This window comes from Bradyrhizobium sp. CCBAU 21365 (genome assembly GCF_015291305.1).
Taxonomy (GTDB): Bacteria; Pseudomonadota; Alphaproteobacteria; order Rhizobiales; family Xanthobacteraceae; genus Bradyrhizobium; species Bradyrhizobium elkanii.
In genome coordinates, this window is the sequence record NZ_CP030036.1 from 6,383,625 (window position 1) to 6,406,289 (window position 22,665).

21 protein-coding genes and 2 pseudogenes are annotated in these 22,665 nt (G+C 62.9%); 6 read left to right on the plus strand and 17 right to left on the minus strand.

Annotated elements, in window-relative coordinates; genetic code table 11:
- Positions 1-213 precede the first annotated feature (213 nt).
- Positions 214-561, plus strand: coding sequence for a recombination protein NinB (locus XI02_RS30050; protein ID WP_172647599.1), 348 nt, complete (start codon positions 214-216; stop codon positions 559-561).
- A gap of 54 nt (positions 562-615) precedes the next feature.
- Entirely contained in the window at positions 616-936 is a 321-nt protein-coding gene (locus XI02_RS46470) for an HNH endonuclease (RefSeq protein WP_172647598.1), read from the plus strand.
- Between the two features lie 24 nt (positions 937-960).
- On the opposite strand, the gene XI02_RS30060 is transcribed toward XI02_RS46470, so the two are convergent.
- From XI02_RS30060 to XI02_RS30110, 11 genes and pseudogenes are all read right to left on the minus strand, one after another.
- Positions 961-1,194 carry a hypothetical protein gene (locus XI02_RS30060; RefSeq protein ID WP_172647597.1) on the minus strand — a complete coding sequence of 78 codons (234 nt, stop codon included), beginning with the start codon at positions 1,192-1,194 and terminating at the stop codon, positions 961-963.
- A 2-nt stretch (positions 1,195-1,196) separates the two neighbouring features.
- Positions 1,197-2,044: pseudogene (locus XI02_RS30065) on the minus strand (IS66 family transposase); the annotation flags it as partial.
- A 259-nt stretch (positions 2,045-2,303) separates the two neighbouring features.
- Complete coding sequence (locus XI02_RS30070; RefSeq protein WP_172647596.1) at positions 2,304-3,821, minus strand: tripartite tricarboxylate transporter permease; 1,518 nt, start codon at positions 3,819-3,821, stop codon at positions 2,304-2,306.
- A gap of 22 nt (positions 3,822-3,843) precedes the next feature.
- Positions 3,844-4,386, minus strand: coding sequence for a tripartite tricarboxylate transporter TctB family protein (locus XI02_RS30075; RefSeq protein WP_172647595.1), 543 nt, complete (start codon positions 4,384-4,386; stop codon positions 3,844-3,846).
- A 76-nt stretch (positions 4,387-4,462) separates the two neighbouring features.
- Positions 4,463-5,563, minus strand: coding sequence for an S-methyl-5-thioribose-1-phosphate isomerase (gene mtnA / locus XI02_RS30080; RefSeq protein ID WP_172647594.1), 1,101 nt, complete (start codon positions 5,561-5,563; stop codon positions 4,463-4,465).
- A gap of 41 nt (positions 5,564-5,604) precedes the next feature.
- On the minus strand, positions 5,605-6,480 hold the full coding sequence (locus tag XI02_RS30085) for an S-methyl-5'-thioadenosine phosphorylase (RefSeq protein WP_057020489.1): 876 nt from the start codon (positions 6,478-6,480) through the stop codon (positions 5,605-5,607).
- A gap of 237 nt (positions 6,481-6,717) precedes the next feature.
- Positions 6,718-7,695, minus strand: a complete 978-nt coding sequence (locus XI02_RS30090; RefSeq protein ID WP_370143895.1) for a Bug family tripartite tricarboxylate transporter substrate binding protein — start codon at positions 7,693-7,695, stop codon at positions 6,718-6,720.
- Between the two features lie 259 nt (positions 7,696-7,954).
- A complete protein-coding gene (locus tag XI02_RS30095) occupies positions 7,955-8,752 on the minus strand; it encodes an enoyl-CoA hydratase/isomerase family protein (RefSeq protein ID WP_172647592.1) in 798 nt (265 codons plus the stop codon).
- 47 nt (positions 8,753-8,799) lie between these two features.
- On the minus strand, positions 8,800-9,996 hold the full coding sequence (locus XI02_RS30100; RefSeq protein WP_172647591.1) for an alanine--glyoxylate aminotransferase family protein: 1,197 nt from the start codon (positions 9,994-9,996) through the stop codon (positions 8,800-8,802).
- A gap of 127 nt (positions 9,997-10,123) precedes the next feature.
- Entirely contained in the window at positions 10,124-11,407 is a 1,284-nt protein-coding gene (locus tag XI02_RS30105; RefSeq protein WP_172647590.1) for an MFS transporter, read from the minus strand.
- A gap of 153 nt (positions 11,408-11,560) precedes the next feature.
- Positions 11,561-12,763 (minus strand): alanine--glyoxylate aminotransferase family protein, encoded by a 1,203-nt coding sequence (locus XI02_RS30110; RefSeq protein WP_172647589.1) that lies wholly within the window; start codon positions 12,761-12,763, stop codon positions 11,561-11,563.
- Between the two features lie 132 nt (positions 12,764-12,895).
- On the opposite strand from XI02_RS30110, the gene XI02_RS30115 reads away from it, so the two are divergent.
- From XI02_RS30115 to XI02_RS30125, 3 genes are all read left to right on the plus strand, one after another.
- Entirely contained in the window at positions 12,896-13,648 is a 753-nt protein-coding gene (locus tag XI02_RS30115) for a GntR family transcriptional regulator (RefSeq protein WP_172647588.1), read from the plus strand.
- Between the two features lie 129 nt (positions 13,649-13,777).
- On the plus strand, positions 13,778-16,756 hold the full coding sequence (locus XI02_RS30120) for an FAD-binding and (Fe-S)-binding domain-containing protein (protein ID WP_172647587.1): 2,979 nt from the start codon (positions 13,778-13,780) through the stop codon (positions 16,754-16,756).
- Positions 16,749-17,177, plus strand: coding sequence for a heme-binding protein (locus tag XI02_RS30125; protein ID WP_172647586.1), 429 nt, complete (start codon positions 16,749-16,751; stop codon positions 17,175-17,177). The genes XI02_RS30120 and XI02_RS30125 overlap by 8 nt, the downstream gene beginning before the upstream one ends.
- A gap of 187 nt (positions 17,178-17,364) precedes the next feature.
- Here the strand turns inward: XI02_RS30125 and XI02_RS46475 are convergent, their stop codons facing one another.
- The 4 genes and pseudogenes from XI02_RS46475 to XI02_RS30145 form a co-directional block, all read right to left on the minus strand.
- Positions 17,365-17,640, minus strand: coding sequence for a DUF3085 domain-containing protein (locus XI02_RS46475; protein ID WP_172647585.1), 276 nt, complete (start codon positions 17,638-17,640; stop codon positions 17,365-17,367).
- 606 nt (positions 17,641-18,246) lie between these two features.
- The gene (locus XI02_RS30135; protein WP_370143894.1) at positions 18,247-18,411 is read right to left on the minus strand and encodes a hypothetical protein; all 165 of its coding nucleotides are present in this window, start codon (positions 18,409-18,411) and stop codon (positions 18,247-18,249) included.
- A 25-nt stretch (positions 18,412-18,436) separates the two neighbouring features.
- Positions 18,437-19,532: pseudogene (locus XI02_RS30140) on the minus strand (PepSY-associated TM helix domain-containing protein).
- A gap of 196 nt (positions 19,533-19,728) precedes the next feature.
- Positions 19,729-20,118: a hypothetical protein gene (locus tag XI02_RS30145; RefSeq protein WP_172647583.1), complete on the minus strand. Its 390-nt coding sequence runs from the start codon at positions 20,116-20,118 to the stop codon at positions 19,729-19,731.
- A gap of 215 nt (positions 20,119-20,333) precedes the next feature.
- Between XI02_RS30145 and XI02_RS30150 the strand changes: the two genes are divergently transcribed.
- A complete protein-coding gene (locus tag XI02_RS30150; protein ID WP_172647582.1) occupies positions 20,334-21,263 on the plus strand; it encodes a LysR family transcriptional regulator in 930 nt (309 codons plus the stop codon).
- Here the strand turns inward: XI02_RS30150 and XI02_RS30155 are convergent.
- Complete coding sequence (locus XI02_RS30155) at positions 21,193-21,453, minus strand: DUF2274 domain-containing protein (protein ID WP_172647581.1); 261 nt, start codon at positions 21,451-21,453, stop codon at positions 21,193-21,195. The two genes, XI02_RS30150 and XI02_RS30155, sit on opposite strands and share 71 nt — an antisense overlap.
- Positions 21,454-21,459: 6 nt before the next feature.
- Positions 21,460-22,620 (minus strand): TrbI/VirB10 family protein, encoded by a 1,161-nt coding sequence (locus tag XI02_RS30160; RefSeq protein WP_245164304.1) that lies wholly within the window; start codon positions 22,618-22,620, stop codon positions 21,460-21,462.
- Positions 22,621-22,665: the final 45 nt, after the last annotated feature.

Consider the following 22,665-nt stretch of genomic DNA (forward strand, 5'->3'; position numbering starts at 1 on the left):
GCACTACTCGGTGCTGGCGCACGTTGTAGGAGAAATAAGATCGGTCTGCGCTGCGGGGTACGATAGCGAAGATCCACCTGGTCGCCGTTTCGCTGGAAATTGGCCGGGGTAATATACCGTGTCAAAGTCGCCGGACATGAACATGTCGCGAGCCCGCAACCGGGCGAAACGCACGACGCTAAGACCGGAAACGCTGCCAGTCTGCGTATAGTCGTGAATTTCGACGCCACGGCACACATCGGCCATGTAGATGCCTTGGCAATCCTTCGCGGAATCGACGGTGGTGTACGCGGTCTGCACGAAGCTAGGATGACCGACATTGCATCACAGCTCATGCGGCACAGCGTCAAGCTGTCCACCGAGGACTGGAAACTTCTTTTCATGGACGCGCTGAACCAGGAGATGCGCCTTGTTCCGAACATCAATGGAAATGGGTTCGTCAATCTCGGCCGGTCGTCGTCGAGCCTGAGCAAAGCCGAGTTCTCGAACGTGATTGACCTCGTCCACGAATTCGGCGCGCGTCGTGACGTCGTCTTCCATGATCCGGAGAGCCGGTCATGAGTCGCGCAATACCAGAATGGATTAGCAAGACGGACGACGAGGCGATTCCGGTTCGTGTCCGGCTGCGCACCTTCCAGAACTTCAAGGGCGTCTGTCACTCGCAAGCTTGAGCCGCGCAAGTGGCAGCTGGACCATATCGTCGCGCTGATCAATGGCGGAGAAAACCGCGAGCGCAATCTTTGGCCGCTCTGCACGTCGCCATGCCATTCGCGGAAGGCAAAGCTCGACCTCGCCGAGAAGTCCCGCGTCTACCATCGCGCAGTCTCTCACATCGGCACCTATCGACGTGAACCGCAGATCCGATCGCGCGGATTTCCGCAGCCTGAGCCGCAGAACACCGCGTGTCGGCCGATCCGCAGTATCCGTCCGAGCTAGGCCGCTGATAGTGGATCACCGATCTCACCGCTTGAGGAGTTCGGGGTCTTCCTTATGCATCCTGATGAGTTCTATCAGGTTTTCGATGCCGAAGTCGGTGAACGCCATGACGCCGTCTTCACCTATGCCGTAAACCCAGATGACGCCGTCTTCCGTTTCCATTCCGCTTGCGACATCCCAGAGCCAGTCCTCGTCCTCTCCGAGGTCTTTCGCGACGCGACTGATGGTGAAGACGGCATGAACTTTGTTGACGTGCATGGCTACGCCGCCTGAGCGGAGGACGTCGATGTGGGAGGCGTCCAATTCCACGGCAGCAACTCGTGCAGCCGGCTTTGTGGCATGTTGGCGATGCGCGCAAGCACGTCGGCAAGCCAGGCTTTCGGGTCGATGTCGTTGAGACGCGCCGTCATGATGAGCGTGGCCATCACGGCAGCCCGCTCGGCGCCGTGATTAGAACCGGCGAACAACCATGCCTTTCTTCCAAGAGCAAAACAGCGCAATGCTCGCTCTGCAGCATTGTTCGTCATGCAGATCCTCCCGTCGTGGACAAGGCGGGCAAAGCCGTCCCAACGGTTGAGCAGATAATTGATCGGCTTAATCACGTTGGACGAACGCGAGAGCCCGGCAGCTTCCGCCCGGAGCCAAGCCTCAAGGTCGGTTAGCAGTGGCGCGCTTCTCTCCCGGCGGATCTGCAGCCGCTCCTCAGCGCTCAGCCCATAGATATCGCGCTCGATCTCAAACAATTGGTCAATCCGACGAACCGCTTCCAGCGCAACGGGCGAGATCGCCGTCGCCGATCTTCCCCGGCGAGCGTTCTGGGCGATGTCGGCAAGTTCGAAGAACGCCCTCCGGCCATGTGCCCAGCAGAAGGCCGGCGTGGCCGGCAACGCCTTGCGTCCGGGATCGAAGAGAGCATTGAACCCGCTATAGGCATCGGCCAGCAGGATATCGGCGAAGTTCTGAAGATGCCGCGCGGGATGCTCGCCGCGCCGATCACGTGAGGCGTAGAACAGCGCCGCGCTGGATCTCGCCCGCCGAATGGCCGATCGTCGCGAACATAGGTCCAAATCCGGCCGGTATCTGCTTTCCCTTTCGCCAGGATCGGGATCTTGGGGTAAGTAGGCCGGAGGGATTTCACCTCCAGCCTCTCGCAGAGATGAACTATGTTTCGTGTGGGGCAGAAGGTGGTTCGGTTTAGTGGTGGCCCAGGCTGCGTCATCACCAACCATCTGAGCAGGAAGGACTATACGTATCCAGAGCTTGTCTGGCCGGCATCGCGCAGCGGCAACATTTGGAACCAATGACGAGGCGTCCTGGATAAGACTATGGCGACATAAGAGAACTGGGACACTGATCTAATTCAGTTCTCATGGTGTCTCCGTTTTGCTCCGCTGCCTCCAACTGACACGGCCGACCAAACTATCGATCGAGGGCCAAAACAGCAGCACGATCGCCAGTGTCGTGATGGTGCCGACCAGGCCGTTCGACCAGAACACCTTCATATCGCCGCCGGAGCCGATCATCGAGAGGCGGAACGCATCCTCGGCGCGGTTGCCGAGCACCAATGCGAGGGTGAACGGCGCGAGCGGGATCCCGATCTTCTTGAAGACATAGCCGACGACGCCGAAGCCCAGCATCAGCCAGATATCGAACATCGCGTTCTGGATCGCATAGGCACCGATCGCGCAGGACACCACGATCATCGGGGCTACCGCCGCGAACGGCACGCGCAGGATCGAGGCGAAGATCGGCACCGTGGTCAGCACCAGCACCAGGCCGACGACATTGCCGAGATACATCGAGGCGATCAGGCCCCAGACGAAATCCTTGTGCTCGACGAACAGCAGCGGCCCCGGGTTGAGGCCCCATACCATCAGGCCGCCGAGGAGGATCGCAGCGGTCCCCGAGCCGGGAATGCCGAGCGCCAGCATCGGCAGCAGCGCCGAGGTGCCTGAGGCATGCGCGGCGGTCTCCGGCGCGAACACGCCCTCGATCCGGCCCTTGCCAAAGCTCTCCTGATCCTTGGCGAAGCGCTTGGCGAGGTTGTAGCCCATGAAGGAGGCCGCGATCGCGCCGCCCGGCGTGATGCCGAGCCAGCAGCCGATCACCGACGAGCGCAGCAGCGTCACCCAGTATTTCGGCAGATCCTTCCACACCGAGAGCACGACGCGTAGGCTGATGCCGGCGGCGTGTCCACGCAGCGCGAGGCGCTCCTCCATCGTGAGCAGGATCTCGCTGATGCCGAACAGGCCGATGACGGCGACGAGGAAGTTGATGCCGCGCAAGAGCTCAGCGGAGCCGAACGTCATGCGCAGCTGCCCGGACACCGTATCCATGCCGACGCCGGCAAGCAGCAGCCCGAGCGACATCGAGATCACCGTCTTGTGCTTGGCCTCGCGGCCGAGGCCGACGAAGGAACAGAAGGTCAGGAGATAGACGGCGAAGAATTCCGGCGGGCCGAACCTCAGCGCAAACGACGAGATCATCGGCGCCAGGAAGGTGATCAGCAGCACCGCGACCAGCGAACCGACGAAGGACGAGGTGAACGCCGCAGTGAGCGCTTCGGCTGCCCTGCCCTGCTGCGCCATCGGATAGCCGTCGAAGGTGGTCGCGACCGACCAGGCTTCGCCCGGGATGTTGAACAGGATCGAGGTGATGGCGCCGCCGAACAGCGCGCCCCAGTAGATGCACGACAGCATCACGATCGCGGACGTCGGATCCATCGTGAAGGTCAGCGGCAGCAGGATCGCGACCCCGTTGGGGCCGCCAAGCCCGGGCAGCACGCCGACGAAGATGCCGAGCACCAGCCCGACCATCATCAACAGCAGCGTCTTCCACGTCAAAAGGACGGCGAAGCCGTGCAGCAGGAGACCGAAGGCTTCCATGTTTCGAAATCCTGTCGGTTCGCTAGCGGCCGAGAGCCGCTTCGAGCGGTCCCTTTGGCATGATGACGTCGAACGCGACGTCGAACGTTATGAACATCGCGGCGGTGAAGACGAAGGCGGTCAGCAGCGACTTCCACAGCGCGATCTTGCCGACGAGGCGCATGAAGCCAGCGATCAAGAGAAAGCTCGCGACATAGAGGCCGAGATATTGGGTGGCGAGGCAGAACAGCAATGTCGGCACGAACACCGCCATCACCCGGCGAAGCTGGGACCGGGTGACAAAGGTCTCGGCGGCTTCCCGGCGCGAGAGGAAGGCCGCGCCAAGACCATAGAGGCTGGCACCGCCGAGGATGACCGAGAGGTAGAACGGAAAATAGCCCGGCTGCGGACCGGTCGAGTCCCACGACGCGCCGGTGCGCCAATTGTCCCAGCCGAGCACCACGGCGAGCGCAAGCAACAGCAACGACACGACGACGTCGACGACGCCGGTGCTGACAACCGCCGGCGAGTTATCTTCAGGTGCGGTCGGATCGTCGACGACGATCTCAAGTTCGGTATTGGACATGGATGAGACGGTCTGGGTTGCGAGGGCGACGATTGGGATAGCGTGCAGATGCAACCACCGTCAATGCAGCCTTCAGCTAAACAGTGGAACGTTCGGGAAAGGCGCTCGCAAGTGCAGCACGCTCCGGCTTGAGAACACCGCGCTCGGTGATCAATCCGGTCACCAGCCGCGCCGGCGTCACGTCGAAGCCGAAATTGGCCACCGACGAGCCGTCCGGAACCACGCGCACGGTTTCGATCCGGCCATCCGCCGTGCGTCCCGTGAGGTGCGTCACCTCGGCGGCCGCGCGCTGCTCGATCGGAATCTGCCTGACGCCGTCATCGATACTAAAGTCGATGGTCGGCGACGGCAGCGCAACATAGAACGGCACGCTGTTGTCGTGGGCCGCGAGCGCTTTCAGATAGGTCCCGATCTTGTTGCAGACGTCGCCATTGGCGGCGACGCGATCGGTCCCGACGATCGCGAGATCAACCATGCGATGCTGCATCAGATGGCCGCCGGTGTTGTCGGGGATCACGGTGTGCGGCACGCCGTGGTGACCGAGTTCCCAGGCGGTGAGCGAAGCGCCCTGATTGCGCGGACGCGTCTCGTCGACCCAGACGTGGACCGGAATGCCGCGATCGTGCGCCTGGTAGATCGGCGATGTCGCCGTTCCCCAATCCACGGTTGCAAGCCAGCCGGCGTTGCAATGCGTCAGGACGTTTACCACCTCGCCCGGCTTCTTGGTCGCGGCGATCGTCTCGATCAGGCCGAGCCCGTGACGGCCGATCTCGCGGTTGATCTCGACATCCTCATCGGCGATCTCGCGCACGCGGGCATAGGCCGCCTCGGCGCGGGCCGAAGCCGCGAGCGGCGCCAGCGCGCGCTGCATCTCGTCAACGGCCCATTTCAGATTGATCGCGGTCGGCCGGGTCGCAAGCAGCATCTTGCCGGCGCGCTCGAGCGCCGCATCCGACGCATCGGCGCGCATGGCAAGCGCCATGCCATAGGCTGCGGTGGCGCCGATCAGCGGCGCGCCGCGGACCAGCATCGAGCGGATCGCCTCGCCGGCCTCGTCCGCGGTGGTGAGTTTGGCGACGATGAATTCATGCGGCAACCGGCGCTGATCGATCGCGCCGACCGACCAGCCGTCGGGCTCGAGCCAGATGCTGCGAAAATGTCGTCCATCGACTTTCATGTCCTATGCCCTTCGCGTCGCGCGCTCGCTAGAGGACTTGCTCACGACCGTAACACCCGTCCGGCGACGGCATCGAGCTTGGCCAGCAGCTGCGGATCGCGGGCCGCGGGCGCCGTGATCAGCGCGGTATCAAGTGCCCGATCCGAACCGACCGGGCACGGCTCGTGCTCGCGAGGGAAATCCCGCGCCAGCCGCGCGACAAGCGCCTTTGCTTTCTCGGCGTTCGAATTCAGCACACGGATGATATCCTGCACCGTCACGGCATCATGCGCCGGATGCCAGCAATCGAAATCGGTGACCATCGCCACGCTGGCGTAGCAGATCTCGGCCTCGCGGGCGAGTTTGGCTTCCGGCATGTTGGTCATGCCGATCACCGAATAGCCCTGCGCCTTGTAGGTCAGGCTTTCGGCGAGCGAGGAGAACTGCGGCCCCTCCATGCAGAGGTAGGTGCCGCCGCGGGCGAACGCGATGTCTTCGGCCTCGGCAGCGGCGGCGAGATGCCTCGCCAGCAACGGCGACACCGGATGCGCCATCGAGACATGCGCGACGCAGCCCTTGCCGAAGAACGAGCTCTCGCGCTTGTGGGTGCGATCGACGAACTGGTCGACCAATACAAAAGTGCCCGGCGGCAGCTCTTCCTTGAACGAACCGCACGCGGACAGCGCGACGAGGTCCGTGACCCCCGCCCGCTTCAGCACATCGACATTGGCGCGATAGTTGATGTCGGACGGCGACAGCGCGTGTCCATGGCCGTGGCGCGGCAGGAACACGATCGGCAGCCCCGCCATCTCGCCGCGTCGGAGCGGCGCGGACGGCTCGCCCCAGGGGCTTGTGATCGCCTCCTCGCGGACATTTTCCAGGCCGGGCAGATCGTAGATGCCGGATCCGCCGATGATGCCGAGAACGGCTTTGGTCATGATCGCTCCTCACGGTCCCGCAACGGCGCCGGAGGGGTGACCGAGCCCAATCGGGCTCGCCGGACGTTCGGCCATACTGCGGCGCAGTAATCACCGCGCCGGTGCCACTTGCAAGGCAATTCCAAGCTAACAGGAAAGCAGCCGGCCCAGTCATTCCGGGGCACCCGAAGGGTGAACCCGGAATCTCAAGATTCCGGGTTCGATGCTTCGCATCGTCCCGGAATGACGGCGGATCCGCTACTTCGCGACGAACCCTGCGGCGTTCATCAGCGACGCATTCTGCTTGTCGTCATCCTCGAGGAACTCGACCATGTCCTTGCCCGTGAGGAAGATCGGCTTCAGCGCCTGCTTCTCCATGTAGTCCTTGTATTCCGGCGTTTGCGTCACCTTCTGGAACAGGTCGACATAGAACGCCTGCTGCTCCTGCGTGACCTTGCCCGGCAGGAACATCGCGCGCAGCATCAGGTACTGCACGTCGAGCCCCTCCTCCTTGCAGGTCGGGATGTCGTTCCAGGATTGCGTGTCGGTGACCTTGGTCTTGTAGGAGATGCGCTCCTTGTCGAACACGCAGAGCGCGCGAACCTGTCCGGCGCGCCAGACTTCGAGGTTCTCGCTGGGATTGTTGACATTGGACTCGGTGTGGCCGCCGACCAGCTGGGTCGCGGCCTCGCCGCCGGACTTGTACGGCAGGTAGGAGAACTTTGCGCCGGTCTTCTGCTCCATGAAGACGGTCAGCACGTGATCCTCGCGCTTGGAGCCCGTGCCGCCCATCTTGAACGGCGCGCTCGCCGCCTTCGCGGCAGCGATGAACTCCTTCACGGTCTTCGGACCGGAGGCGTTGTCCCACAACACGAACTGGTCGAGCGCGATGACCGACACCGGGGTGAGGTCGCGCCAGTTGAACGGAATCTTGGCCGACAGCGGCAGCATGTAGATCAGCGAATAGGCGATCAGCACTTTGTTGGGATCACCCTCGCTGGACTTCATGTACATCAGTGCTTCCGCACCTGACGCGCCGCCCTTCAGCGACACCACCATCGGCTGCTTCATCAGATTGTTCTTCTGGATCGCCGCCTGCATCATGCGCGCCATCTGGTCTGAGGCGCCGCCGGCACCGGCCGCGACCACGATTTCGACCGGCTTGCTCGGCTCCCAGCCGGCAAAGGCCGGCGTGCTCAGCAAGAGGGCCGCGATTGCAGCCGTGGTTTTTACAATCTGTCCCACGTGTTTCTTCCCTATCTATTTGTTCGGCTTGGCAAAACCTGCGAGGTAGCGGGCTCGGGCTCGCGTCATTGTGCCAAGAATGAAGGTGAGTTCAAGCCGCGAACTGCCGCATGGCCTATGACTTTGGAATGAGGTGGGGACGCTCCGGACCAACAATCAAAACAGCGCGGAGTCCGTCTCGTGCCCACGCTTTCTGACAACGGGGATCAATGCGAAAAGTGCGCTTTCCGCCAGGATTCCAGGACGACCGTTACTTGCCCTTGAAGTTGGGCGCGCGCTTGTTGAGGAAGGCGTCCATGCCCTCGCGGAAATCCTCGCTCATATAGGCGCGCAGGATCAGGTCCTCGCCCTCCTCGCGCGACAGCGTGCGGCGGATGCGGCGCACCGCTTCCTTGGTCACCTCTAACGTGATCGGCGCATGGCCGGCGACGAGCTTCGCCGTCTCGGTGGCGCGGCGCTGCAACGTTTCCACATCGGGGACGACTTCGTTCAACAGCCCGAGCGCCAGCGCCTCGGGTGCCTCGACGAGGCGCGCCTTGAAGATCAGATCCTTGGTCCGCGCCGGACCGATCAGCGACACCAGCCGCGAGATGTTGGACATCGAGAGGCAGTTGCCGAGCGTGCGCGCGATCGGGAAGCCGATCCGCGTCGCCTCGGTACCGATCCGGATATCGCAGCAGGCAGCGATGCCGGCGCCGCCGCCGGTACACGCGCCGGCGATCGCCGCGATCACAGGCACCCGGCACTGCTCGAGCGTACCCAGCACGCGATCGATCCGCGCCTCATAGTCGAGCGCATCCTGCGCCGTCTTGAACGCGCGGAACTGCGAGATGTCGGTGCCCGAGGCGAACGCCTTGTCGCCGGCACCGGTCATGATCAGCGCCTTGATGGAGTGATCCTGATTGATGTTCTCGCAGATCGTCGCCATCTGCTCGTACATTGCAAAGGTCAGCGCATTGCGCGCCTGCGGCCGGTTGAACGTGATGCGCGCGATCCCGTCCTCGACGGAATAGATCAGGTCTTCGGTCGAAGTGACGGGCGCGTTCATGTCTCGCTCTTTCTGTTGTTTGCGATTCGATTTCAGGCGACGGCTCTCTAGGCCACAGCCTTGGACGCCTGCGAAGCTTCGCGTCCCTTCAAGACTTCCATCGCCGCCAGCACGCCACCGCCACGATGCGGCACCTTGGCCAGATCAAGGCCCATCTCGACGCCGGACAGCGTGCCCATCAGCATCAGGTCGTTGAAGTGGCCGATATGCCCGATCCGGAACACCTTGCCCTTGACCTTGTTGAGGCCGGTGCCGAGCGACATGTCGAAGTTCTCCAGCACGACCTTGCGGAAGTGGTCGGCGTCGTGGCCGTCAGGCACCCGCACCGCTGTCAGCGCCGGCGAGTGCGCACCCTGCTCCTGGCACTGCGTCTCGAGGCCCCAGACCTTGATCGCCGCGCGCGTCGCCTCGCTGTGGCGCTTGTGGCGGGCGAAGACGTTCTCGAGCCCCTCTTCCTCCAGCATCTTCACGGCCTCGCGCAGGCCGAACAGGAGGTTGGTCGCCGGCGTATACGGCCAGGTGCCGGCCTTGTTGATGTTGATGACTTCCTGCCAATCCCAATAGGAGCGCATGCCCGGATTGGCCTTGGCCACCGCGAGCGCCTTCTCGGACACGGCGTTGAAGCCGAGGCCGGGCGGCAGCATCAGTCCCTTCTGGGAGCCGGCAATGGAGACATCGATGCCCCAGGCATCATGCTCATATTCCAGCGAGCCGAGGCCGGAGATGGTGTCGACCATCAAGAGCGCTGGATGCTTCAGCGTGTCGAGGATCTTGCGGACGTCGCGCGGATAGGTGACGCAGGCGGTCGAGGTCTCGTTATGGACGACGCAGACGGCCTTGATCTTGTGCGCCTTGTCGGCGGACAGCCTGGCCTCGATCTGCTCGAGGTCGGCGCCGTGGCGCCAGTCGCCCGCGATGAAATCGACGTCGAGCTTGAACTTGTCGGCAATGCCATGCCACAGCACGGCGAACTGGCCGGTCTCGCACATCAGAACCTTGTCGCCGGGCTGCAGCGTGTTGACGATCGCGGCCTCCCAGGCGCCGGTCCCCGACGACGGGTAGATGATCACGGGCTGCTTGGTCCGGAACACACGCTGCATTGCAGAAAGCACGGCAAAACCGATCTCGGCAAACTCGGGACCGCGATGGTCCATGGTCGGCATATCCATGGCCCGCAGCACCCGGTCCGGCACGTTGGTCGGTCCCGGAATCTGCAGAAAATGCCTTCCAGTATGCACGGTCATGAGCGTCTTTCCCGGTCTCGTCTTTCGTGGTGAGCCGCTCGCATATCACTATTCGCCGGGTTTGTCCTAGGCCCGGCGGGGGTCCGTCATGCATATCTGACGGCGCTCCGTCGGGGCCGGCAGCGCCTTATTCGGCGGCCACCACCTTGCCCGGCGCCACCAGTTCGCCGGTCTCCTCGAACGGCCGCTCGGGGTGCATCAGGAACGCCGAGAAGCCGCCGACCAGCAGCAGGCCCATCGACATCAGGAACGGCAGGTACCAGTTTCCGGTGGCGTCGATGACGAAGCCGGCGACCAGCGGCGAGACGATAGCCGCGAACGCCGAGCCGGTGTTCATGATCCCGGCCGCGGTGCCGGAATATTTCGCCGCGATGTCCATCGGGATCGACCACATCGGCCCGATCACGAGCTCGGCACAGAAGAAGCCGGCCGACAGGCAGAGCGCCACCACCGTGATGTCGTGAACGAACAGGATCGGCATCAGCGACAGCAGCGCGCCGGCGAAGCCCACGATCGTCACGCTGAGTCGCGCCAGCCGCACATTGCCGGTGCGCTCAAGAATGCGGTCGGAGATGACGCCGCCAATGCTGTCGCCGACGACGCCGGCAAAGAACACGCCGGATGCGAACAGCGCCGAGTTCTTGAGATCGAGGCTGTAGTTGTTCTTGAAGAACAGCGGCAGCCAGTTGAGGTAGAGCCACAGGCACCAGCCGTAGCAGAAATAGGTCAGCGTCACCGGCCACATCCGCTGCAGCAGCGGTCCCCACGGCACCTTTGGCCGCTCGCCCTGCGGACGCGGCGGCAAGGTCGCAAGCTCGGCCGCGGTGATCGAGCCATGGTCCCTCGGCTCGTTACGGAAGTACCAGACCCACGCAATGCCCCAGATGAGGCTGACAACGCCGAGCACGACGAATGCGCCGCGCCAGGTCAGCCAGAGGATCAGGAGCGCGACCACCGGCGGGGTGATGGCATTGCCGAGCCGCGCGAATGAATGCGTCAGGCCTTGCGCGAAGCCGCGGCGGTTCGCCGGCGTCCAGTACTGCATCGCGCGCGTTGCGGTCGGAAACGTCGCGCCTTCGCCGAACCCCAGCGCGAAACGCGCGACAAACAGCGCGGCAAGGCCATGGACAAAGCCGGTCATGATGGTCGCGGCAGCCCAGATCACGCCGCACCAGAACAAGGTCTGGCGCGGCCCGAAGCGATCGCCGACCCAGCCGCCGATCACCTGGAACAGCAGGTACGGATAGGCGAATGCCGAGAACACCAGACCGAGCTCGGTATTGGACAGGCCGAGCTCCTTCTGGATCTCGCCGGCCGCGGTGCCGATGTTCACGCGGTCCACATAGGTGATGAAGTACATCACGCAGAGCATGGCCAACACGACATGGGTGGCCTTGAACCGAAGCCTCATATCATCTCCTCCCCCGATCCGCGATTGTTCTGAGTTCGTTGCGCTGCGGATGCCGTGGCTGCCAGAGCTTCGGTTCCGATTGAATCAGAACCGAAGCTCCAGGTTTTTGTTGACGCGTTTTCTTCACGCGAACCGGCGTCCACTGAAAACGCTCTAAGTGCTGACCACCTTCAGATGCGACGACGCGTTGCGCTGGTCGCGCTGCTCGAGAAGCCGCATCGCGGCCTCGACACCGCCCGGGCGATGCGGGACCCCGGCGACCGACAGCCCCATCTCAACGCCGGTCAGCGCGCCAAGCAGCGTCAGCTCGTTGCACTCGCCGAGATGACCGATGCGGAACACCTTGCCCGCGACCTTCGACAGGCCGGCACCGAGCGACATGTTGAAATTGTCGAGCACGACCTTGCGGAACTGATCGGCATCATGGCCGGGCGGCATCATCACCGCGGTCAGCACCGGCGAGAATTCCGAGGGCTCCTGGCACAGCACCTCGAGCCCCCACTGATTGACGGCGGCGCGCGTGGCGGCGGCCAGTCGCTTATGGCGGGCGAACACGTTGTCGAGCCCCTCCTCCAGCAGCATCGCGATGGCCTCGCGCAGCCCGTAGAGCAGGTTCGTCGCCGGCGTATAGGGGAAGAAGCCCTTGGCGTTCGGCTTCAGCATTTCCTCCCAGTCGAAATAGGAGCGCGGCATCTTATTGGTGCGCGACGCGGCGCGCGCCTTGTCCGAGATGGCGTTGAAGCCGAGGCCCGGCGGCAGCATGAAGCCCTTCTGCGAGCAGCTGACGCTGACGTCGACTTTCCACTCGTCGTGCCGGTAATCGACCGAGCCGAGCGAGGAAATGGTGTCGACCATCAGAAGCGCCGGATGCAAGGTGCGGTCGATCGCGGCCCGGATGTCCGCGATCCGGCTGGTCGCGCCGGTCGAGGTCTCGTTGTGGACGACCATCACCGCCTTGATGCTGTGCGCCGTGTCCGCGGCGAGCCTTGCTTCAATCTGGGCGGGGTCGGCGCCGCGGCGCCAATCGCCCGGCATGAAGTCCACCTCGATGCCGAACCGGCCGGCCATCTGCCGCCACAGGGTGGCGAAGTGGCCGGTCTCGACCATCAGGACCTTGTCGCCGGGCGACAGCGTGTTGACGATGGCGGCCTCCCAGGCGCCGGTCCCGGACGACGGGAAGATCACCACCGGCCCCTTGGTCTGAAACACCTTCTGGCTACCCTCGAGCACGGCCCGGCCGAGCGCGGCGAATTCGGCGCTGCGGTGGTCGATGACCGGCATGTCCATCGCGCGAAGAATGCGATCCGGGACCGAGCTCGGCCCTGGAATCTGCAGAAAATGGCGCCCTTGATGCATGAGAACCTCCCAATCGCCGGATTTCGGCTCCTCTACCAGCTATTTTGCATTCATTTTTTGTCTTTTCAATCCAATCTTGGTATTCGATCGAGAGCATCGACGCGACCGCGCCGGCAAATTATTGTTCAGAATATGAAATCCGCGATTCCCGAAGCCGGAGTTCCAATCACCCCGCCCGCCGCCGGCAATGGCAGCGACCGCCAGGAGGCCTCGCTACACGGCGAAATCCTGCTGCGGCTCCGCGACTATGTGGTGGAGGGCAACATTCCCGAGGGCGCCCGCGTTCCCGAGCGGCAGCTCTGCGAGATGCTGGGTATCTCAAGGACGCCGCTGCGCGAAGCGCTCAAGGTGCTGGCCGCCGAGGGCCTGATCGAGCTGTTGCCCAACCGCGGCGCGCGGGTGCGCCGGCTGAGCCCACGCGACCTCGAGGAATTGTTCGACGTCATGGCCGGGCTCGAGAGCCTCGCCGGACGACTGGCGTGCGAGATCATCACCGACGAGGAAATCGTCGCGATCGAGCGCCTGCATTACGAGATGTACGCCCATTACCTGCACCGCGACATGCACCGCTATTTCCAGACCAACCAGCAAATCCACGAAAGCATCGTTGCGGCCGCGCGCAACGAGACGCTGAAGGCGACCTACGCCAACTTCGCCGGCCGGATTCGCCGCGTGCGCTATTCCGCCAATTTCGCCCGCAAGCGGCAGCGCTGGGCCGAGGCGATGCGCGAGCACGAGGCGATCCTCGATGCGCTGCGCCGGCGCGCGGCAAGCGAGCTCAGCGACATCCTGTTCCAGCACCTGCGCAACAAGCGGGCCGCCGCCATCGATCACCTGGCGGAGGGGCCGGACAGCAGCCTGGAGACGACGCCCCAGAACGACTAAAGGGGTCGGCACAAGGATGGCTGGAGGGCAGCCATCCTTGCCATTATGAATTCATAATGTAATACTCACGTCGAGAGAATGCATAATCCATGCAACCTCCCTCGCGTCATGGATCACATCGGATCTGGGATGAAGAACGCCTCCTCGCTCGAACAGCGCCTGCGGTCCGAACTGACCGGCGACGTGTTTTTCGACGCCTTCAACCGCGGCCGCTACGCGACCGACGCCTCGTTCTACCAGATCATGCCGGCGGGCGTGGTGGTGCCGCGAACCGTCGACGAGGCGCTGCGGGCGCTTGCGATCGTCCGCGACGCTGGGCGGATCGTCACCCCGCGCGGCGGTGGCACCTCGCAATGCGGCCAGACCGTCAATGACGGCATCGTTGTCGACCTGTCCAAGCACCTGAACCGGATCCTCTCGCTCGACGTCGAGAATCGGACCTGCGTAGTCGAGCCCGGCATCGTGCTCGACGACCTCAACCGGCAACTCAAGAAGCACGGGCTGTGGTTTCCGGTCGACGTCTCGACCGCGTCGCGCGCCACGATCGGCGGCATGGCCGGCAACAATTCCTGCGGCGGCCGCTCGCTACGCTACGGCACCATGCGCGACAACACGCTGTCGGTGGATGCCGCGCTCGCCGACGGCACGGTGCTGCATTTCGGCGAGGTGCCGCGCGACCTGACGCGGGTCAATTCGTCCGACAGCGGACTGAAGCTGTTTCGCGACATGCTCGATCTCGGCGAGCGCGAGGCGCTCGAGATCGCGGACAAATTCCCCAAGGTGCAGCGCCGCGTCGGCGGCTATAACCTCGACGCGCTGGTGCCGCGCAACGCGCCGAACAACCTGGCGCATCTTCTGGTCGGCTCGGAAGGCACCCTCGCTTTCACGACGCAGGTCGAACTCAAGCTGTGGCCTGTGATCCGCAACAAGGCGCTTGGCGTCTGCCATTTCGGCAGCTTCTACGAGGCGATGGACGCGGCCCAGCATCTGGTCAAGCTGCGGCCCATTGCCGTGGAGCTGGTCGACCGCACCATGATCGCGCTCGGCCGCGAGATCGCGATGTTCCAGCCGATCATCTCGGCGGCGGTGCGCGGCGATCCGGACGCGATCCTGGTGGTCGAGTTCGCGGAAGAGGACCAGGCCGACAATCTCACCCGCCTCAAGCAGCTCGGCGAGCTGATGGCCGACCTCGGCTTCGGCTGGGACAAGCCGCAGCGCAAATGGGGCGGCGTGGTCGAGATCGTCGAGCCCACGCTGCAAACCGGCATCGCCGATTTCCGCGCGGCCGGCCTCAACGTCATGATGTCGATGAAGCAGGAGGGCAAGCCGGTCTCGTTCGTCGAAGATTGCGCGGTGCCGCTGCCGCATCTCGCCGACTACACCGAGCGGCTCAATGCCGTGTTCGCCAAGCACGGTACCCGCGGCACGATGTATGCGCATGCCTCCGAAGGCTGCCTGCATGTGCGCCCGGTGCTCAATCTCAAGCTCGAGAAGGACGTCAAGGCGATGCGCGCCATTGCCGAGGAAGCCTTCGCGATGGTGCGCGAATACAAGGGCTCGCATTCCGGCGAGCACGGCGACGGACTGGTGCGCTCGGAATTCCACGAAGCGATGTTCGGGCAGCGCATCGTGGCCGATTTCCGCGAGGTCAAGCAACGCTTCGATCCGACCAGCACGCTCAATCCGGGCAAGATCGTCGATCCACCCAAGATGGACGACCGTTCGCTGTTCCGCTTCGCGCCGGATTATCGCGTCGGCGAATTGAAGACGGTGCTCGACTGGTCGGCCTATCCCGGCGCCGGCGGCGGCTTCCAGGGCGCCGTCGAGATGTGCAACAACAACGGCGCCTGCCGGAAGCTCGAAGGCGGCGTGATGTGCCCGTCCTATCGTGCGACGCGCAACGAGAAGGACGTCACCCGCGGCCGCGCCAATACGCTGCGGCTGGCGATCTCGGGCCAGCTGGGTGCGGACGCGCTCGCCTCCGACGAGATAATGGAGACACTGAAGCTCTGCGTCTCCTGCAAGGCGTGCCGCCATGAATGCCCGACCGGCGTCGACATGGCCAAGATGAAGATCGAGGTGCTGGCCGCGCGCGCGGCGACGCACGGTCTGTCGCTGCGCGACCGGCTGGTCGGCTATCTGCCGCGCTATGTCGATCTCGCCTCGCGCCTTGCGCCGATCGCGAACTGGCGCAACCGCAGCCCGCTGCTGCGCGCGCTGCTGGAGAAACTCGCCGGGATCAGCGCCAGGCGCGCGCTGCCGGAATTTCGCAGCGACACGTTCCGGCCCGACGCCGAGGCACTGGGTCCGGCGGATGGCCGCGAAGTGGTGCTGTTCGCCGATACGTTCAACCGCGGCTATGAGCGCGAGAATCTCGACGCTGCGATCGAGGTGCTGGTCGCCGGCGGCTATCGCGTGCATCTGCCGAGGCCATCGGACGGCGGGCGGCCGCCGTGCTGCGGGCGAACGTTCCTGTCGGCCGGACTGGTTGAGCAGGCCCGCGCCGAGCTCGACCGGCTGGTTGCGACCTACGTCCCGTTCGCGGCCCGCGGCGTGCCGATCATTGGTCTCGAGCCGAGCTGCCTGCTGACCTTGCGCGACGAGCTGCTGTCGCTGCGCTCGGATGAGGCCGCCAAGACCGTCAGCGCGCACTCGCTGCTGTTCGAGGAATTTCTGGTGCGCGAGGCCGAGGCCGGGCGCCTTGCTTTGCCGCTCGGCGCGGTCGCCGGCAAGGCCGTGGTGCATGGTCATTGCCACCAAAAATCCTTCGGCGCGTTCAAGCCGGTGGAGAAAGTGCTGCGCCTGGTGCCGGGCCTCGACGTCAAGACCATCGAGTCGAGCTGCTGCGGCATGGCCGGCGCGTTCGGCTATGGCGCCGACACCTATCAGGCCTCGATCGAGATGGCCGAGCTGTCGGTGCTGCCGGCTGTCAGAGGCGCCGATCAGGACACGCTGATCGTGGCCGACGGGACCTCATGCCGGCACCAGATCAAGGACGGCAGCGGGCGGACGCCGCTGCATGTCGCCAGCGTATTGGCGATGAGCCTGAAACGTGCGAAATCGAACTCCGACAGATTGTTACCGACAAAGGAAGAGGCCCATGGCTGAGCTCACTCTCGAAATTGCCCGCAAGATTCTGGATGCCGCGCTGGCCAAGGGGGTCGAGAAGAAGTTCAAGCCGCTGGTCGTCACCATCCTCGACGCGCGCGGCGCCGTGAAGGTGACGGCGGCACAGGACGGCACCAGCCTGATGCGGGCTGAGATCGCCCATGGCAAGGCCTATGGCGCGCTGGCGCTCGGGATGGGATCGCGGGCGCTGTTTCTGCGCGCGCAGGAGCAGGCCTATTTCGTCGACGCCGTGAACACGCTGGCGCAGGGCCGGATGGTGCCGGTCCCCGGCGGTGTCCTGATCATGGACGGCGCGACCCTGCTCGGCGCCGTCGGCGTCAGCGGCGACACCTCGGACCATGACGAGATCTGCGCCGTGGCCGGCATCGAAGCTGCCGGCCTGAAGGCCAACATCGGGTGATAGTACAAAATTGACAAATTTGCACCTGGTGACGAATTGACATGATGGAAGCGGAGGGACTGATCGAAACAGTCGACCTCCTAACAGCGCACGTCAAATCGCTATCAAACGATGCCTAGGCCACCTACCGCAATCTCGACGCCATCCCGGTCGAGATTGCGCACGATAACTTCTGCCTCTGCATCGACTATGGCCCGCAATTCATTCGCCAGAGGCAAGAGACAGCTAGAATCACATCGCCCACGAGTTCGCGAGCCACCGCCCGCCATTTTGGGTCTCGATCGGGATGGCATCCCTTTGCATAAGCTACAAACTTGCGCGGGGCATTCACTAAATCGGGGGGCTGACCGTTTGACATCAGATAGACGCTTCGGTCATGCACGAGAAGCCCCCTGGCACAGCGACGGGCGCGGTAAGAGCTGCACCGGGGGAAATAATTGAGATTGTTGGGAATTGCAGCCATTTGCACGGTGGTAGCTGTGTGCGCCGCGTCAAAACAAGAGGTGTTGCACGGCTCGGGAACAGTATGTCGGACAAAACTTGGATGCCCTCATTGTGAGCCAACCCACCAAACACACGGGATGAACAGCGGCCAAACTTCACTCATTCAACAGCCCGACGAGGCCGACCTTCGAACCAACCGGAGCTGGGGACGGTAATCACAGGCTATTGCACATAAGCGTCGTCGCTTCACCTACCGGGATCGTGCAGCAGCTTAACACCGAAGACTCCAACGCCCTAAGATCGCGTACTAAGAGGGACCGGCGAATAAGGCAGTATTTGCGGCCAGCGTTTGGCGTTGAGGCCGCAAGGATAGTCGATTCCGGCCCTAAACTTTCCAACGACCGAACGCGATTTCGCTATTTTGATTGAAGCTGTCGGGCCCTTTCGATACGAGCGCTGCTAGCGATCTCAGTCTCGGCTGAGCCGACGTGAATCAAGCAATTAAAGCCGGATGCGGCCGCGCATGGCATTCGACTTTTCGATCCCAATTGCCATCGCACTCGACGAGCCGGCTTGTTTCGGACCGGCTTCGCGACAGATCAGGCACCGCCTTGAATCGGGCGCGTCAGTTCGGCTGGCGCCGCCAGGTGAACACCAGATAGAGCAGCACAGGCAGTCCGAGCCCGACCCACGAGACCGCATCCCACCAGCCGTCGCCGACCAGCGCGCTGATCAATCCGACCGTGCTCACGATCGCGATGACGAGCGGAGCGCCGAAGATTTGGGTCAATGAACGATGCGAGACCATGCTGACGTCACGACGATAATGCGGGATTGTCGATGGAGGCGGCGTTGGCGATCGCGCGTTCCTGGCTCACACCGGCCTTGCGGCGGCGCATCCACAGATACACGCCGGTCACGAGGATGAAGATGGTCAGGATGTCGAGCAGCGCCCAGACGATCTTGAGCGGCATGCCGCCATAGTCGCCGAAATGCAGCGGCTGCGAGACGAACAGGGTCGTCACATACCAAGGGCATGTCCCTTGTATCGGTCAGCTTGCCGGTTTCCGCGTCGATCAGCGCCGGCTTCAGCAGCCGCGAGGTCAATGGCGTATCGCCATGCAGGAACACGGCGTAGTGGCTCTTGCTGCTGAACAGGGTTCCCGGGAAAGCGACAAAGCTCGACGTCATGCCGGGCACCGCATGGGTGGCCACCTCGACCGCCGCATTTAGCGAGGTCAGCTTCGACGGCACCGGCCGATCCTTGTACTGCGCGGTCATTTCGGCGAGCTGGCCGAACTGCCACATCTTGAGCACGAGATCGGCCCAGGTGTTGATCACCCCGGTGAAGCCGACGACCACCGTCCAGGCGACGAGCAGGATGCCCGCGAGATTGTGGACGTCGAGCCAGCGCACGACGCGGGTCCGCCGCGCGCGGTAGGCGCCGAAACGCAGCTTCCGCATCGACGGTGCATAGACGACGATCCCGGAGATGATCGCGACGCAGAACAGGACCCCCATCAATCCGAGGAACAGCTTGCCGGGCAGCCCCGCGAACATGTCGGTGTGCAGCTTCAGCATGATGTAGGTGAAGCGGCCGGTCACGTCGGGCGCATCGAGATAGGCGGCGCCGCCGGTGTGGGTGTCCATCCGGATCAAGAGGTTGTTGGTCGGATCGGCATCGATGGTCGGGCCGACGCTGACGAACATCGCGCTCGGATCGTCGCGGTCCCAGATCAGGAAGTGAGGCACCTTTCCGGGCACCTGCGCCAGCGCGTTGCCGAGCAGACGATCCAGATTGGCCGGCGGCGTGCCTGGCGGCACGTCGGCCGGCTTGACCTGGCTGTGCAGGAGATCGTCGATCTGCTCGTGGAAGATCCGCGGCAGGCCGGTGATGCAGAGCAGCAGCATGAACAACGTGCAGATGAGGCTCGTCCATTTATGGACGGCACCTCATCGCAGGGATCTGGTCGTCGCAGTCAATTTCGTTACCTAGTTTCACGTGTACTTCATTTTGCCCGCCACTGTGCGTTCATTGCCGAGGCCGCAACGCCGCAAACAGCTAGGTGGCGATGTAGGCAAACGCTGCACAAATCAGCTTGCCAGATTACGCCATCTTCGCTTCGACCAGCTGCATGGAAATCTTCAAGATGTGTAAGAGGGCTTCTAAATCAGACATGCCAATCTCTTCCATCCGAATGCGGTCGGCGTGAAGCAGCTGTCGGACGAGATCAACCAAGGAAACCGCTCTGAACTCTGTTTCTTTGGTGTAGCATTCAACACTTGCTGTGACTAATCCTCTTGGATCAAGGTTTATGGCTAGCTCTCGAGGGATCGATTCCCGAACCACCGCCAGTGGGACTTCAATTGACGTCAGCACCGTGTCCGTTCCGGCAATGCGATATCCAAGTCTGACCACTTCACCCGACCACCGGGCGCCAGTTGGTGATAGAACTTCACTGAATGGCTCAAGCGCAGGGATTTCTGCAGATTGCATGCATAGGCTTTCGTTGTTCTAGTCGTCAGGCATGGCAACCAAGATCAAGACTGCCGCTCATCAATCGCAGGGTAACTGAACCACTCGATGCAAAACGCCTGTAAGATCTGACAGGTGCGCATCAATCACGGCTGACCTATCTTGCACAGCTAGGCTTTCTTGCGTTGCAGAGGTTGAAGTGGATGCTTCATTCACAAGCCCGTCGGAAGCACGCCATGCGCGTGGTCGAGCTTAAGCACCTCCGCTCGGCGGTACTGGCGCACAATCATGGCAGCTTCAGAAAGGCATCAGACCAAGTTACCGTCCGCCATTCGACGTTTAGCCGGTCGATAGCTGAACTCGAGCGCCACATCGGGATCACGCTGTTCGTCCGGTCGAGAAAAGGTGTGCAAGCAACTGTTGCAGGCAACCGATTTTTAGATCGTGCGAGCACGTTGCTAAAACAAATTGACGCGTTGCTCGAGTCGGCAAACGAAGCCCCGGATCGAAGCACCGACAGACTTTCGCTAGGTCTTTGCACCTCGTCTTCGGCTAGAAATTTGCAGTCGATCCTTGCTGACGGTCGACAGACTGAAATATCGATTGTCGAAAAGCCTTTGCAGGAACTCTATGAAAGGCTACGAAGCCGCACTGTCGATATCATCATCGTCCCAGAAATGTTGCGACCTCCGCCAGGCGCCGAGGCTCGCGCGCTTTGGCATGAGCGCGTCTTGGTCGCGTTACCGAGAAAACATGCCCTGGCGGAACATCAGAAAGTTCACTGGGCGGATCTCATCGATCACACGATCATACTTGGCAGGTCAGAACCGGTGAACGGTCTCGAGGCGTTGCTTCGATCTGAACTCGCGACCTACCGCATCTCGCCAAACATTCAGCGACACGACGCAAGCCAACAGCTGATTTACTCTCTGGTGGCTATGGGCCTCGGCGCTAGCCTTATTCCGGAATTCGACATCGGAGCCGTCGGTGACGACGTTGTTTGCCTGGAGCTACACAACTCTGAAGGCCCGATACGGATGCGCGCTTGTGCCCGGTGGCTTCCCGAGAACGATCGGCCTGCCGTTGCGCGCTTTCTTAGTCTCTTGGCGGAACGCTATCCTCCACCTCTGACAGGCGCGAACGGGCAAGACGCCGTCTTTTTGTGAACTCCCGGTCGGTCGCCATGAACCTGGCTAGCATAGGCGCGATCAGTTTCGTCGGATCTGTTCGTCGACCGGTCTCCCGCGTCAAGACCTCTGCGTACGAGATGAGATCTCGATGCACCGACGCCGGTAATTCAAGACTGACCTTGACGGGCTTGTCATCGGGCAACGTTCCGATCTTGAGCTTGGACATGATCGATCAGCCTCTGTACGGTTCGAGCACGAGATCGCGATTGACGATCACACGCACCGGAAATCCCGGGCGGACGGTCAGCGTCGGCTGAACGTTGAGGCTGCGCCGAACGACTTGCTGGCCAGTCTGATTCAACGAATCCCCCGCTCCGTGCCGCAACGCCTGAATAATCGCGCTATCATTGCCGTTCGTATCGGAGCCCGCACCGAGCTCGGTGCCAACAGCCAGCAATGTCGAGAGAGCGGCCGCCTTGAAGAGCTCCAGCCAGTGATTGTCGACATCGTCTTGGAGACCGGAATAACCCGCCGCGTCGGCACCTTGCTGTCGCTCGAGCACGATCGACCGGCCGTTCGGCATGATGAGCCGCGTCCAGACAAGCAGCACCCGGGATTGGCCGAAAGCTACCTGGCTATCGTAGGTACCGATGAGTCGCGCTCCTTGAGGAACAAGCAGGAAGCGGCCCGTCGGCGTATCATAAAGGTTCTCCGTTATCTGCGCGGTGATCGGCCCGGGGAGGTCTGAGCGAACGCCTGTGATGAGCGCTGCGGGAATCACCGAGCCGGCCTGCACGACATAAGGTGATGCCGCCTTCGTGATCCGATCCGGGCTCGTCGTGCGACGGTCGGCGGGGGCACTGACGAAGGCGAGCTTCCGGTCCTGCCCGTTCTGAGCCAATCCGTCATCACCATTGAGCGTTGTTGGGGCTGCCGTGCTGCGATCGCCTGCCTGCAATTGGGTAGCAGTCGCGGATTGGTCACGGATATTCCCCGATACGAATACACGGCTTACGCGCGCCGCTTCCGTCTCCTGATCGCGGCGCTGTTGCTCCGGATCTGGCATCGTGACCGCTGTTGCCGGCGGCAAACCACCCTGGGCCGCCAGGATTGGTCTGCCGAGATCACCAGGAAGCGGCGGACCGAGCTGCGGCACTTGGCGCTGCACCGCTGAATAGTCGCGAGGCAACGTTGTGACGCCTTCGGCAACATTGTGGTGCTCGGTGCCATAAAGCTCTCCTGATACCGGGCTAGCCTCTTTATTCTTCTGCAGTGCCCACACCACTACCACACCAATGACGGCCAATCCGAGCGCACTCCCAGTCGCCAAAACCTTCCGCGACAAGCGCGTCACGCGCGGGTATTCGGGTCTGAGTCGAAAGCCTTTCGCCAATTCCTCGGGCGTTCGTGCCTCAACTGGATGTTGGTCTCCCTGCCG

Excerpts from the sequence above, each read along its gene's own strand:
- XI02_RS30060 (WP_172647597.1), bottom strand. The coding sequence starts at position 1,194 with ATGCACGTCAACAAAGTTCATGCCGTCTTCACCATCAGTCGCGTCGCG.
- XI02_RS30070 (WP_172647596.1), bottom strand. The coding sequence starts at position 3,821 with ATGGAAGCCTTCGGTCTCCTGCTGCACGGCTTCGCCGTCCTTTTGACG.
- XI02_RS30075 (WP_172647595.1), bottom strand. The coding sequence starts at position 4,386 with ATGTCCAATACCGAACTTGAGATCGTCGTCGACGATCCGACCGCACCT.
- mtnA (WP_172647594.1), bottom strand. The coding sequence starts at position 5,563 with ATGAAAGTCGATGGACGACATTTTCGCAGCATCTGGCTCGAGCCCGAC.
- XI02_RS30085 (WP_057020489.1), bottom strand. The coding sequence starts at position 6,480 with ATGACCAAAGCCGTTCTCGGCATCATCGGCGGATCCGGCATCTACGAT.
- XI02_RS30095 (WP_172647592.1), bottom strand. The coding sequence starts at position 8,752 with ATGAACGCGCCCGTCACTTCGACCGAAGACCTGATCTATTCCGTCGAG.
- XI02_RS30100 (WP_172647591.1), bottom strand. The coding sequence starts at position 9,996 with ATGACCGTGCATACTGGAAGGCATTTTCTGCAGATTCCGGGACCGACC.
- XI02_RS30105 (WP_172647590.1), bottom strand. The coding sequence starts at position 11,407 with ATGAGGCTTCGGTTCAAGGCCACCCATGTCGTGTTGGCCATGCTCTGC.
- XI02_RS30110 (WP_172647589.1), bottom strand. The coding sequence starts at position 12,763 with ATGCATCAAGGGCGCCATTTTCTGCAGATTCCAGGGCCGAGCTCGGTC.
- XI02_RS30115 (WP_172647588.1), top strand. The coding sequence starts at position 12,896 with ATGAAATCCGCGATTCCCGAAGCCGGAGTTCCAATCACCCCGCCCGCC.
- XI02_RS30120 (WP_172647587.1), top strand. The coding sequence starts at position 13,778 with ATGAAGAACGCCTCCTCGCTCGAACAGCGCCTGCGGTCCGAACTGACC.
- XI02_RS30125 (WP_172647586.1), top strand. The coding sequence starts at position 16,749 with ATGGCTGAGCTCACTCTCGAAATTGCCCGCAAGATTCTGGATGCCGCG.
- XI02_RS46475 (WP_172647585.1), bottom strand. The coding sequence starts at position 17,640 with ATGGCTGCAATTCCCAACAATCTCAATTATTTCCCCCGGTGCAGCTCT.
- XI02_RS30145 (WP_172647583.1), bottom strand. The coding sequence starts at position 20,118 with ATGCAATCTGCAGAAATCCCTGCGCTTGAGCCATTCAGTGAAGTTCTA.
- XI02_RS30150 (WP_172647582.1), top strand. The coding sequence starts at position 20,334 with ATGCGCGTGGTCGAGCTTAAGCACCTCCGCTCGGCGGTACTGGCGCAC.
- XI02_RS30155 (WP_172647581.1), bottom strand. The coding sequence starts at position 21,453 with ATGTCCAAGCTCAAGATCGGAACGTTGCCCGATGACAAGCCCGTCAAG.